This window comes from Cellulomonas endometrii (assembly GCF_949769265.1).
Classification (GTDB): domain Bacteria; phylum Actinomycetota; class Actinomycetes; order Actinomycetales; family Cellulomonadaceae; genus Cellulomonas; species Cellulomonas endometrii.
The window spans coordinates 442,653-454,876 of sequence record NZ_CATKPC010000002.1; the positions used below are offsets into that span (position 1 = coordinate 442,653).

The 12,224-nt window shown below is 74.7% G+C and carries 12 protein-coding genes; 6 read left to right on the top strand and 6 right to left on the bottom strand.

The window, feature by feature from the left end; translation table 11 throughout:
• Nucleotides 1–4: 4 nt before the first annotated feature.
• The 3 genes from QNH85_RS04455 to QNH85_RS04465 are packed head-to-tail and all read right to left on the bottom strand — an operon-like array spanning nt 5 to nt 2,359.
• Complete coding sequence (locus tag QNH85_RS04455) at nt 5–769, bottom strand: HAD-IIA family hydrolase (RefSeq protein ID WP_282944981.1); 765 nt, start codon at nt 767–769, stop codon at nt 5–7.
• A gap of 32 nt (nt 770–801) precedes the next feature.
• Complete coding sequence (locus QNH85_RS04460) at nt 802–1,551, bottom strand: VTT domain-containing protein (protein ID WP_282944929.1); 750 nt, start codon at nt 1,549–1,551, stop codon at nt 802–804.
• Nucleotides 1,552–1,576: 25 nt separating this feature from the next.
• Nucleotides 1,577–2,359, bottom strand: a complete 783-nt coding sequence (locus tag QNH85_RS04465) for a PIN domain-containing protein (protein ID WP_282944930.1) — start codon at nt 2,357–2,359, stop codon at nt 1,577–1,579.
• An 84-nt stretch (nt 2,360–2,443) separates the two neighbouring features.
• Between QNH85_RS04465 and QNH85_RS04470 the strand changes: the two genes are divergently transcribed.
• Complete coding sequence (locus QNH85_RS04470) at nt 2,444–3,136, top strand: TrmH family RNA methyltransferase (protein WP_428830351.1); 693 nt, start codon at nt 2,444–2,446, stop codon at nt 3,134–3,136.
• Nucleotides 3,137–3,139: 3 nt separating this feature from the next.
• Here the strand turns inward: QNH85_RS04470 and QNH85_RS04475 are convergent, their stop codons facing one another.
• Complete coding sequence (locus QNH85_RS04475) at nt 3,140–4,612, bottom strand: M20/M25/M40 family metallo-hydrolase (protein WP_282944934.1); 1,473 nt, start codon at nt 4,610–4,612, stop codon at nt 3,140–3,142.
• 148 nt (nt 4,613–4,760) lie between these two features.
• Here QNH85_RS04475 and fbaA point away from each other — a divergent pair, with 148 nt between their 5' ends.
• Entirely contained in the window at nt 4,761–5,783 is a 1,023-nt protein-coding gene (gene fbaA / locus QNH85_RS04480) for a class II fructose-bisphosphate aldolase (RefSeq protein WP_213283495.1), read from the top strand.
• An 86-nt stretch (nt 5,784–5,869) separates the two neighbouring features.
• Here the strand turns inward: fbaA and QNH85_RS04485 are convergent, their stop codons facing one another.
• Entirely contained in the window at nt 5,870–6,289 is a 420-nt protein-coding gene (locus QNH85_RS04485; RefSeq protein ID WP_282944935.1) for an STAS domain-containing protein, read from the bottom strand.
• A gap of 122 nt (nt 6,290–6,411) precedes the next feature.
• On the opposite strand from QNH85_RS04485, the gene QNH85_RS04490 reads away from it, so the two are divergent.
• On the top strand, nt 6,412–8,610 hold the full coding sequence (locus QNH85_RS04490) for a SpoIIE family protein phosphatase (RefSeq protein ID WP_282944936.1): 2,199 nt from the start codon (nt 6,412–6,414) through the stop codon (nt 8,608–8,610).
• A 30-nt stretch (nt 8,611–8,640) separates the two neighbouring features.
• Here QNH85_RS04490 and QNH85_RS04495 read toward each other — a convergent pair whose 3' ends face one another.
• A complete protein-coding gene (locus tag QNH85_RS04495; RefSeq protein ID WP_213283493.1) occupies nt 8,641–8,997 on the bottom strand; it encodes an STAS domain-containing protein in 357 nt (118 codons plus the stop codon).
• 139 nt (nt 8,998–9,136) lie between these two features.
• On the opposite strand from QNH85_RS04495, the gene QNH85_RS04500 reads away from it, so the two are divergent.
• The 3 genes from QNH85_RS04500 to QNH85_RS04510 all read left to right on the top strand — a co-directional run.
• Nucleotides 9,137–9,559: a DUF3151 domain-containing protein gene (locus QNH85_RS04500; RefSeq protein ID WP_282944937.1), complete on the top strand. Its 423-nt coding sequence runs from the start codon at nt 9,137–9,139 to the stop codon at nt 9,557–9,559.
• 154 nt (nt 9,560–9,713) lie between these two features.
• Nucleotides 9,714–11,000 (top strand): adenylosuccinate synthase, encoded by a 1,287-nt coding sequence (locus QNH85_RS04505; protein WP_282944939.1) that lies wholly within the window; start codon nt 9,714–9,716, stop codon nt 10,998–11,000.
• 285 nt (nt 11,001–11,285) lie between these two features.
• Nucleotides 11,286–12,224, top strand: a 939-nt coding sequence (locus QNH85_RS04510; protein WP_282944941.1) for an alpha/beta fold hydrolase, incomplete at its 3' end; no start/stop codon positions are given.

A 12,224-nucleotide genomic window follows, 5' to 3' on the forward strand; every position in this document is an offset into this window, starting at 1 on the left:
GTGCTCAGGGGGCCGACGTCGCCCACTCCGGGACCCGCTCGACCAGGTCGGCGACCGAGTCGAGCACCCGCGTCGGGCGGAACGGGTAGCGCGCGACGTCCTCGGCCCGCGTCGACCCCGTCAGCACCAGGAACGTGCGCAGCCCGGCCTCGATGCCCGCGACGACGTCGGTGTCCATCCGGTCGCCGACCATCGCGGTGGTCTCCGAGTGCGCGTCGATCCGGTTGAGGGCCGAGCGGATCATCATCGGGTTCGGCTTGCCGACGAAGTACGGCTTGCGGCCGGTCGCCGCGGTGATCATCGCGGCGACCGCGCCCGTCGCGGGGAGGTCGCCCTCCCGGCTGGGGCCGGTGACGTCCGGGTTGGTCGCGATGAACCGCGCGCCGCCCTGGATCAGCCGGATCGCCCGGGTGATCGCCTCGAACGAGTACGTGCGCGTCTCGCCGAGCACCACGAAGTCCGGGTCGGCGGCCGTCAGCGTGTACCCGGCCTCGTACAGGGCCGTCGTCAGCCCCGCCTCGCCGATCACGTACGCCGAGCCCGACGGCTCCTGGTCGGTGAGGAACTGCGCCGTCGCCAGCGCCGACGTCCACAGCGACTCCTCGGCGACGTCGATGCCGGAGGCGACCAGCCGGGCGCGCAGGTCGCGCGGCGTGAAGATCGAGTTGTTGGTCAGCACGAGGAACGGGTGCCCGCCGTCGCGCAGCGCCCGGACGAACTCGGGCGCCCCCGGGAGCGCCACGCCCTCGTGCACGAGGACGCCGTCCATGTCCGACAGCCAGGAGGTGACGGGACGGGCGGTCACTGCTCGAACGCCTTGCGCTCGACCTCGGCGCGCTCGGCCGGCTCGTCGTAGCGCTCGTCGCGCCCGCCGTCCGCCCGCTTCGCCGCCCGGCGGCCCCGCCACACCTCGAAGGCCACGGGGATCACCGAGATCAGCACGATGAGGACCGCCAGCGCCTCGATGTTCTCGCGGACGAACGTGATCGTGCCGAGCAGGTACCCGAGCACCGTCACCCCGACGCCCCACAGCAGCGCGCCGACCACGTTGTACGACACGAACGTCCGGTAGCGCATCCGGCCGACGCCCGCGGCGACCGGGGCGTACGTGCGCACGATCGGGACGAACCGGGCCAGGATCACCGTCCGGCCGCCGTACTTGTCGAAGTACGCGTACGTCTGGTCGATGTACTGCTGCTTGAAGATCCTCGAGTCCGGGCGCCGGAACAGCCGCGGCCCGGCCTTGTGCCCGATGAGGTACGCCACCTGGTCCCCGGCGAACGCCGCCAGGAACAGCAGCGCGCACAGCAGCCACAGCGGGAAGTCGAGCGCGTCCTGCGCCACCAGCGCGCCCGCCGTGAACAGCAGCGAGTCGCCGGGCAGCAGCGGGAACAGCAGGCCGGTCTCGATGAAGACGACGAGCACGATGCCGATGAGGGCGTAGGTGCCGAACGACGAGATCAGGTGCTCCGCGTCGAGCCAGTCGGGCAGGAGCGCGGGCTGGGGGCCGACGGCGGGGAGCATGGCCGCGAGCGCGGTCGAGGCAGACATGGGCACCAGGGTACGGGCGCGGGTGTCAGGACCTCTGGGCCCCCGTGTGCAGTTCCTGTGCGGGGGTGGACGACGTGACGCCTGGGACGAGAAAACCCGCCCCCAGAGGGGGCGGGCGGTATGCCGTCAGTCTGTCAGCCGGCACTCCGTGCGCACAAGCCGCGCAGCGGCCACCGCGCACGTCACCACGAGGCCGGCCGCGAGATCCGCCCGATGGTGCCCGGGAGCTGGGTGGCGAACAGGTCCTCCGGAGCCAGCTGGTACCACCAGTGGGAACCCGCGCCGAGTCGTTGCTCACGACGACGGCGGCGTCGACTGCCCCGCTGAGGACGTCGATCAGCAGGTGCGAGGCGACGTTGACGTCGGAGCCCTTCTCCTCCCGGCGCGCGATCGAAGCCATGAAGACCGCGTCCGGCACAGGGGTGCCGGTGCCGTCCCGCACCATCAGCGGCCACTGCGGACGGGTGAGCTCCGGCCGCCCGCGGCGGCCCTCCACCGCGAGCGGTGCCGTGGCCACGCGCGTGACGTAGGTGCCCATCGACAGCTCGTCGACGGATCCGCTCGCCCGCAGCGCGCGCAGGTAGACGTCCTGGTCGCGCTGCCCACCGGGGTTGTCCGCCCCGCTGATACGGGCCGTGCAGTGGACCACGCGCGTGACGCGGGCTGCCTGCCACCCGGACCGTGCCTCCACGAGGCGCCGGCCGAGCGCGCGCAGGTCCAGCCACCGCCAGCCCGGGGTGCCGCGGCCGCACAGGCCCCGAGCGCCGTAGTAGAGGTTGAATCCGTCGACGTAGATGCCCACCCGCATCGGCCGACGCTATCGGCGGCTCCGCGCGGATCTGCGGGCCCTTCGCCCCGCACGGTCGCGTCCCGGCCCTGCCGGTGCGCGAGGATGGCGCGCGTGACCGGCCCCGACCCCGACGACCGCCCCGCAGCCGACCGCGACCCCGCCGAGGTCGGCGTCGGACCCTGGCCCGGCGGGCCGGACGCGTGGCCCGACGACCCCCGCTACGACCCGGAGCTGCTCGCGCACGGCGACCGGCGCAACGTCGCCGACCGGTACCGGTACTGGACGGTGGAGGCGGTCGTCGCCGACCTGGACACGCGGCGGCACCCGTTCCACGTCGCGATCGAGAACTGGGCGCACGACCTGAACATCGGCTCGGTGGTCCGGACCGCGAACGCGTTCAACGCCGCCGGCGTCCACGTGGTCGGCCGGCGCCGGTGGAACCGCCGCGGTGCGATGGTCACCGACCGGTACCTGCACGTGCACCACCACGCCGCCGTCGAGGACCTGCTCGCGTGGGCGGCGACGGCCGGCCCCGGGGGTGTCGCGCTCCCCGTGCTGGGGGTCGACAACGTGCCGGGGTCCGTGCCGCTCGACGGGTACGACCTGCCGCGGGAGTGCGTGCTGCTGTTCGGGCAGGAGTCCGCGGGCCTGTCGGACGCCGCCCGGGACGGGGCGGAGGCGGTGCTGCACATCGACCAGTACGGGTCGACCCGGTCGATCAACGCGGGCGCCGCCGCCGCGATCGCGATGCACGCGTGGGCCGTCCGGCACGCGGGCCCGCCGCCGGAGTCGTAGGGGCTAGCCGGCCGACGCCGCGAGCCGGCCCCAGAACGAGCCGAGCGTCGCGGTGCCCATCCGGAGCATGTCGATCAGCACGCTCTCGTCGCTGTCGTGCCAGTGGTCCTCGGGCAGCCCGGTCCCGAAGAACAAGACGGGCGCGTCCGTGGCGTCGTGCAGCAGGGAGGCGGGGGAGCCGCCCGCGTTGCGCATCTGCCCCACGGACTCCACGCGCCACCCGTCGGCCATCGCGTCGCGCAGCACCTGCAGCGCGGGGAGGTCGTCGGGCGTGCGGTACGGCTCCTGCGTCGGCTCCATCGGGATGGTGAGCTCCCAGTCGACGTGGTCCGGCATCCGCTCCTTGACCCACGACCGGAGCTGGTCGGCCACGCGCGGGATGGTCTGGCCGGGCACCGTCCGGATGCTGAGGTCGAGGTGGGCGACCGACGGCACGGCGCCGCGGGTGGGCGCCTCGACGTCGCCCGCGACGACGCTGAGCACCTCGACGGCCGGCCGCAGCCAGAGCCGCTCGAGGGTGGACCAGCCGCGCTCGCCGACGATCGCGTGCGTCTCGGAGCGCTCCAGCCAGTCCTCGTCGGTGTACGGCAGCGCGGCGATCGCGGCCCGCTCCTCGTCGCTCACCGGCAGGACGTCGTCGTAGAAGCCGGGGAGCGTGACCCGGCCGTCCTCGTCGAACAGGTCGGCGACCAGCTGCGCCAGCGGCACCACGGGGTTAGGGGCCGGGCCGGAGACCGCGCCGCTGTGCACGTCGCGGCCGGGGCCGACCACCTCGAGCGAGGCGTTGAGCGAGCCGCGCAGCCCCACGCAGACCGCGGGGGCGTCCGCGCGCCACATGACGGTGTCGCTCAGCACGACGACGTCGGCCTCCGTCGCCTCCGGGTGGTCCTCCAGGAGCTGCGCGAGGTGCTCGGACAGCGCCTCCTCCTCGCCCTCGACGAGCAGCTTGACGTTCACGGCCGGCGCGCTCCGGCCGGTCGCCGCGAGGTGCGCGCGCAGCCCCCAGACGTGGCACAGCACCTGGCCCTTGGCGTCCGACGTCCCACGGCCGTAGAGACGCCCGTCGCGGACCGCCGGCTCGAACGGGTCGACCTGGCCCCAGTTCTCCGGCTTCACGCTGCGGACGTCGTGGTGGCTGTAGACCAGCACGGTGGGTGCCCCCGGGGCGGCGAGCCACTCCGCGTAGACGGCCGGGGCGCCGCCCTCGACCTCCCACAGCTCGACGCGCGGGAACCCGGTCTGCCGCAGCACGCTCGCCAGCCAGTTCGCGGAGCGCTGCAGGGTCATCTGGTTGCCGGCGACGCCCGCGACGCCCGGGATGCGGACCCAGTCCGCCAGCTGCCGGACGAGCTCGTCGAGGTGCTCCGCGGCGTACGCGTGGATCCGGTCGACGTCCTCGGGGGAGTGCGTGGTGATGGCGGTGCTCCAGCCGTGCGCGCGGCGGTGGCCGCTGCCGTGAGATCGCCGCTGCTGCAACCGTCCGCCCCAGGCTCGCACCCGGCGGCCGGGCGCGCACCCGGCGGCCGGCGGGCGTCCGTGGGCAGGACGTCCCGGACGGGCTGCGCCGTGGACGTGCCAGACTTGGTGCGATAGCGAAAACCCCACTCTCTTTGGAGCCGCTGCGATGCCCATCGCCACCCCCGAGGTGTACGCCGAGATGATCGACCGGGCGAAGGCGGGCAAGTTCGCCTACCCGGCCGTGAACATCACCTCCTCCCAGACCATCACCGCTGCGCTGCAGGGCTTCGCCGAGGCGGAGTCGGACGGCATCCTGCAGGTGTCCGTCGGTGGCGCCGAGTACGCGTCGGGCTCGACGATCAAGGACCGCGTCTCGGGCACCCGGGCGCTCGCCGCCTACGCGACCGAGGTCGCCAAGGGCTACGGCATCACCGTCGCGCTGCACACCGACCACTGCGTCAAGAAGAACCTCGACTCCTGGGTCCGCCCGCTCCTGGCCCTCGAGGCCGAGGAGGTGAAGGCCGGCAAGAACCCGACCTTCCAGTCGCACATGTTCGACGGCTCGGACATCCCGCTGGACGAGAACCTCGTCATCGCGGCGGAGCTGCTGGAGCTGTCGCAGGCCGCGCGCACCATCCTCGAGATCGAGGTCGGCGTCGTCGGCGGCGAGGAGGACGGCCACGAGGCCGCCATCAACGACAAGCTGTACACGACGGCCGAGGACGGCCTCGCGACCGTCCGCGCCCTCGGCGCCGGCGAGAAGGGCCGCTATCTGACGGCCCTGACCTTCGGCAACGTGCACGGCGTGTACAAGCCCGGTGCCGTCAAGCTGCGCCCGTCGATCCTCGCCGACATCCAGAAGGCCGTCGGCGCCGAGATCGGCAAGGAGAACCCGTTCGACCTCGTGTTCCACGGCGGCTCGGGCTCCACGGCCGAGGAGATCGCCGAGGCGGTCGACAACGGCGTCATCAAGATGAACATCGACACCGACACCCAGTACGCGTTCACGCGCCCCGTGGTCGGCCACATGTTCAGCAACTACGACGGCGTCCTGAAGATCGACGGCGAGGTCGGCAACAAGAAGGCGTACGACCCGCGCGCCTGGGGCAAGCTCGCCGAGGCCGGCATGGCCCAGCGCATCGTCGAGGCCGCGCAGCAGCTGCGGTCGGCGGGCAACAAGCTCGCCTGAGCGCACCACGCCTGACGCACCGCGTCTGACGGCACGAGGGCCCGGTCACCACGTGGTGACCGGGCCCTCGTCCGTCGTGCAGCGGGTCAGCCGGCGGGCGGGACGTCCTCGACGACGTCCAGCAGCTCGCCGATGCGCGTGACCTCCAGCAGGAACTGCACCGTCGGCGGGACGTGCAGCAGCCGCACGCGGTGCGGGGTGCGCATCGCGAGGCGGGCGAGGAACGCCACGCCCGACGAGTCCATGAACGTGACGTGGTGGGCGTCGACCTCGATCGGCACGCCCGCCTGCTCGGCGTCGGTCGTCGCCTGCGTCAGGTCCGGACCGAGATCCGCGTCGACCTCGCCGGACAGGACGATCGTGGTGCGGTCCGGCGAGAGGATGACGTGCACCGACCCGGGCTCTCCGGCAGCGTCCCGGGGTGCCGGCACGGTCGCCGCGGAGGCGCCTTCCGCGCTCTGGTCCCCGGCGAGCCCGCCCGGCGGTGTGCTGTTACCGTCGCGCACGATGCTCCCTTCGGTCCGGATGGTGGCGGGTCCTGCGTCCGCAGCCGCCCCCGGGTAGTCGGCTCGTCCCGGTGGGTGGCTTCGCCGGAACTTGTGGGAACGCTAGACGATCGGAGGCGGTGGTGGTCAACTCCACGCCCGATGGCGGCGCCGAGGAGACCCTCGACTCCATCGGCCGCGCGGTCGGACAGGTCGTCGGCATGCCCGTCCTGGTCGCCGCCGCCGAGGAGGGCTGGCCGGTGGTGTGGGTCAACCACGCCTTCACCGAGGCGACCGGGCTCACGCTCGCGGACGTGCGCGGGCCCGCGGCGGACCTCATCGCGCTCGCGGCGGAGGACGGGTCCGGCCTGCGCCACCTCCAGGACGCCGTGCGCGCCGACCGTGCGACGTCCGCGCTGCTGCGGCTGCGCCGGTCCGGCGGGGACTGGTTCTGGGCGCGCACCGTCGTCACCCCCGTCGCGGGGGCCGGCGGCACCACCCCGACGCACTGGGTGGCCGCGCTGGTGGACGTCACCGCCGAGGTCGACCGGGACGCCGCCGTCGCCGCGGAGGTCGAGGTCGTGCGGCGCGAGAGCGAGGACCTCGCCCTGATCGGCGCCGTGTCGGACCTCGTCATGGACCTCGACGACCCGTTCGGGCTGCGCGCGATCGCCGAGCTGCTGTCCCGCAACGTCGTCGCCTGGGCCCAGTTCTACGTGGACGACGACGGCCTCCAGGCCGCCGAGGGCGTCGACACCAGCCGGGCGTCCCGGTCCTCCGGCCGGCGCGCCGGCGGGAACGGCGGCGCGCTCGCCTTCGTGCCGCGCCGCGGCGGGCGCCCCGCGGGCCCGAGCGGTCCGGACGCCGTCCAGCGCCTGCTCGACGGCGAGGGCGAGGGCGCGTCCGTCCCCTTCGACCTGGACCTCGGCGCCGAGCACGAGACGGGGTCCGCCTCCGCCTGGCTGGCCGCCGACCTGCGCGGCCGCGTGCCCGGCGGCGCCGAGGCCGGCCACGTCGCGGTGCTGCCGCTGCCCGGGCGGCACCGGGTCCTCGGCCTGCTCGCGGTCGTCGCCCGGCCCGGGGTGCGCCCCGACGACGCGGGGCCCGCACCGGCGCGCGCGGGGCTCGACGAGCGGACCCGCACCATCCTGTCCCTGACCGCGCGCCGCGTCGGCCTCGCGATGGAGAACGTGCGGCTGTACGCCCGCGAGCACCGGGTCGCCGAGACGCTGCAGCGCGCGATGCTGCCCGAGCAGGCGGAGGTCGAGGGGCTCGACGTGTGGTCGTACTACGCGCCGAACGTCGTCTACGCGCAGGTCGGCGGTGACTGGTACGACGTCGTCCAGGTCGCCTCCGACGTCGTGGGCGTCGTGATCGGCGACGTCGTCGGCCACGACGTCGAGGCCGCCGCCGCCATGGGTCAGCTGCGGTCCGTCGTCCGCGCCTACGCGTTCGAGGTCACGGAGCCCGGGCCCGTCCTGGAGCGCGTGGACCAGCTCGTCGGCGGCATGCGCATCCCCCGATCGGCGGGCCTGGTGCTGACGACGCTCACCCGGCGGCCGCCCCAGGACGCCGACGGCTGCCCGACGTGGCACCTCGAGTACTCCCGGGCCGGGCACCTGCCCCCGCTCCTGGTGCGGGGCGGCGAGGTCGTGCTGCTCGACGAGGCCGGCGGCGCCCTCATCGGGTTCGGCGAGGGGGCCCGGCGCACAGCGCGGCACGACCTGCGCCCCGGCGACGTGCTGGTCTTCTACACCGACGGGCTCATCGAGCGCCGTGACCGGGCGCTGCTGGACGGGCTGAACGCCCTGCGCGAGGTGGCCGCCGGCGCGTCGGCCGTCGACGCGGCGGGCATCGGCGAGGAGCTGCTGTCCCGCCTGGCCGACAGCCCCGAGGACGACATCGCCGTGGTCGTCGTCCGCATCCCCGACCTCACCGACACCTCCGGGCACGGCGGCAACGTCCGCAGCCGGCGGTGGCAGCTGCCCAGCGAGCCCGCGTCCATCGCCCGGGCCCGGCACGCCGTCGTCCGGACCTCGCACGCGTGGGACCTCGGCGACGCCGCGAACGCCGAGCTCGTCGTCTCCGAGCTCGTCGCGAACGCCGTGCTGCACGGCTGGGGCCGCGTCACGCTGCGGCTGCACGACACCGGCGAGGGCCTGCGGATCGAGGTCGAGGACTCCAACCCGACCCCGCCCGTCGCCACCGAGGGCCACCCGGGGCGGATCGGCGGGTTCGGGATGCGGATCGTCGAGCGGCTGGCCGACTGGGGCTGGCGTCCCTCGCGCGGCGGCAAGGTCGTGTGGGCGCGCGTGCGCCCCACGGAGGCGTCCATCCGCTGACGGCGGTCGCGCCCGCCGTCGGGTGCGTGGTCAGGCCGGGGCGTCCTGCGGCACGGTGCCGGCTCCCTCGTGCGCGCACTTGTGGTCCGCGTCGATGCGGAACAGCTCGAGCGCCCCGCAGATCTCCAGGACGAACAGGTCCCGCGGGTCCGCCCCGCGCAGCACCGTCGCCCCGCCGCGCTTGCGGCTGGCGTCGGCCAGGGAGATGAGGAACGCCGCACCCGTCGAGTCCATGAACGTCACGTCGCACATGTCGATGACGAGCAGCTGGCGCCGCAGCCCGACCACGCGGGCGGCGATCTCGGGGAACTGGTCCCGCTCCGCCAGGTCGAGGTCGCCGGCGATGACGAGCGTGGTCGTCGCGGCCGAGGTGGCGATCTCGATCATGGGGGTTTCCTCCGTGGGGGCGGGCAGACGCTGCACGACTGTAACCACGTCCCTCCGGGCGGCGCATGCCGAGCGCACCACCCGCGCCCGCGCCACGCGCCCGGGCCCGCCGGGAGCGTGGCCTGCGAGACTGGGGCGCATGACCGGACCGAACCTGCTGGAGCCCGAGCCCACCCGGCGGCCCGACGGCGCCGACGCCGACGCCCGCGCCGTCCTGCTGGGCGGCGGGGACCCCCGCGACGCCGCCCGCGAGGTGCCCGCGTCGTCCCTCGCCTGGGCGCTGCTGGCCGAGCGCGCGCTGCGCGACGAGGGCGACCCCGTCGCCGCCTACGCCTACGCCCGCACCGGCTACCACCGCGGGCTGGACGCGCTGCGCCGGGCCGGCTGGCGCGGCCGCGGCCCGATCCCCGCCGACCACGAGCCGAACCAGGGCTTCCTGCGCGCGCTCCTCGCGCTGTCCGAGGCCGCCGAGGCCATCGAGGAGGACGACGAGGCCGCGCGCTGCGCCCAGTTCCTCGTCGACTCCGGCACGTCGCCGGAAGAGGTCTCCGCGCTGCGCTGACCGGGCCTCCGGACGGTGATCGCGCGGCTCCGGTAGCCTTTCGGAGGTACCGGGGACGCCTGCCGTCCGGTGCCCGGCACCCCCGCGACAGCGCCTCGGCGCTCGGACCCGCGCGGTGGGAGCCGCCGCCGGGCAGGGTGGGAGTGGTGATCACATGCCGGCCGTCGTGGTGCTCGGGACCCAGTGGGGCGACGAGGGCAAGGGCAAGGCGACCGACCAGCTCGGGTCGCGCATCGACTACGTCGTGAAGTTCAACGGCGGCAACAACGCCGGGCACACCGTCGTCGTGGGCGGCGAGAAGTACGCCCTGCACCTGCTGCCGTCCGGCATCCTGTCGCCCGGCGTCGTCCCGGTGATCGGCAACGGCGTCGTCATCGACATCGAGGTGCTGTTCGAGGAGATCGACGCGCTCGAGGCCCGCGGCGTCTCCGCCGAGCGGCTGCTCGTGTCGTCCGCCGCCCACGTCATCGCCCCGTACCACCGGACGGTCGACAAGGTCACCGAGCGGTTCCTGGGCAAGCGGAAGATCGGCACCACCGGCCGCGGCATCGGCCCCGCGTACGCCGACAAGATCAACCGCGTCGGCATCCGCATCCAGGACCTCTTCGACGAGAACATCCTGCGGCAGAAGGTCGAGGGCGCCCTCGACCAGAAGAACCACCTGCTGGTGAAGGTCTACAACCGGCGCGCGATCACCGTCGACGAGACCGTCGAGGACCTGCTCCGGTACGCCGAGCGCCTGCGGCCCTACGTCGCCGACACCCCGCTCGTGCTGAACCAGGCGCTCGACGCCGGCAAGACCCTGGTCTTCGAGGCCGGGCAGGCCACGATGCTCGACATCGACCACGGCACCTACCCGTTCGTCACGTCGTCGTCGGCCACCGCGGGCGGCGCGTGCACCGGCTCCGGCATCGGCCCCACCCGCATCGACCGCGTCGTCGGCGTCGCCAAGGCGTACACCACCCGCGTCGGCGAGGGGCCGTACCCGACCGAGCTGTTCGACGAGGACGGCGAGTGGCTGCGCCAGACCGGCGGCGAGTTCGGCACCACCACCGGGCGGCCCCGCCGCACCGGGTGGTACGACGCCGTCGTCGCGCGGTACTCCTCGCGCATCAACGGGCTGACCGACCTCGTCGTCACCAAGCTCGACGTGCTGACCGGTCGCGACAAGATCCCCGTGGCCGTCGCGTACGACGTCGACGGGTGGCGCTTCGACGAGATGCCCGACGACCAGAGCGACTACCACCACGCCACGCCGGTCTACGAGTACCTCGACGGCTGGACCGAGGACATCAGCGGGGCCCGGGAGCTGTCCGACCTGCCGGCGAACGCGCAGAAGTACCTCGCCCACCTCGAGGAGATCTCCGGCTGCCGGATCTCGGCCGTCGGCGTCGGCCCCGGGCGTGAGGCGACCGTCGCGATCCACGACCTGCTGGGCTGAGGGCGGTCCGGCCGGCGGCCGGGGCCCGGTCCGCCGGACGGGCCCCTGCCGGGTCCGGCGGACGGGCGCCGGCCGGGTCCGCCGGACGGAGGAGGCCCCCGCCCGCGGTTCCGTCGTCCTGACGACGCGGCGGGGCGCCGGCGGGCGGGAGCGTGCGGGGGTGCGTTCACCAGCGACTCCTTCTGACCCCCGCCCCCCGCCCGCCCCGCCCCGCCGCGACGCCGGCCACGGCCCCGGCGCCGCCGCCCGCTGCTGCGGGTCGCGCTGACGGGCCTGCTGCTGCTCGTGCTCGCACCGCTCGCCGGGGCGGGCTACGAGGCCTGGGCGTCCCGCGACGCCGGCACCCGGTACCCGCCCCCCGGGCGGCTCGTCGACGTCGGCGGACACGCCCTGCACCTGGACGTCCGGGGATCCGGCTCGCCGGTCGTCGTGCTGGAGGCCGGCAGCGGCGAGACGTCCCTCGGGTGGCGGGCCGTCGCCGACGCCCTCGCCCCGCACGTCACCGTCGTGTCGTACGACCGCGCCGGCTACGCGTGGAGCGAGCCGTCGGACGAGCCCCGGACCGGCGACGCCGTCGTGCGGGACCTGCGCGCCGCGCTCCACGCCGTCGGGCTCGACGGCCCGTACGTCCTCGTCGGGCACTCGATGGGCGGCCTGTTCGCCCGGCTGCTCGCCGAGCGGCACCCGGAGGACGTCGCCGGGTTGGTGCTCGTCGACGCGCGCCCGGAGGACGACGCCGACCGGACCGCCGCCGTGCTCGCCGGCGAGGGGCGGCCCGCCGACCCGCCGCCGTGGCTGCTCAGCACCCTGCAGCGGACCGGTGCGCTCCGGCTGCTCGGCGACCAGCTGCTCAACGGCGTGGTCGAGCCCGCCGAGCGCGACCGGTTCCTCGACGTCGTCGCCACCCCCGCGTTCTTCGCCGCACGGCAGCAGGAGGCCGACCTCATCGGCTCCACGGAGGACGCCGTCCGCGGGCAGGACCTCGGCGACCTCCCCGTCCGCGTGATCGCCCGCGGCGAGCCGCAGGACTACGCCGCCGCCGGGATCTCCGAGGCCGGCGGGGCCGAGCTGGAGCGCATCTGGCAGGAGGGGCAGCGCGGGATGCTGGCCCTGTCCACGCGGGCGCGGCTCGTCGTCGCCGAGGGCAGCGGGCACCTCGTCCCGCGGGACCGGCCGGACGTCGTCGTCACGGAGGTGCTCGGCGTGGTGGGGGAGGTGCGGGGC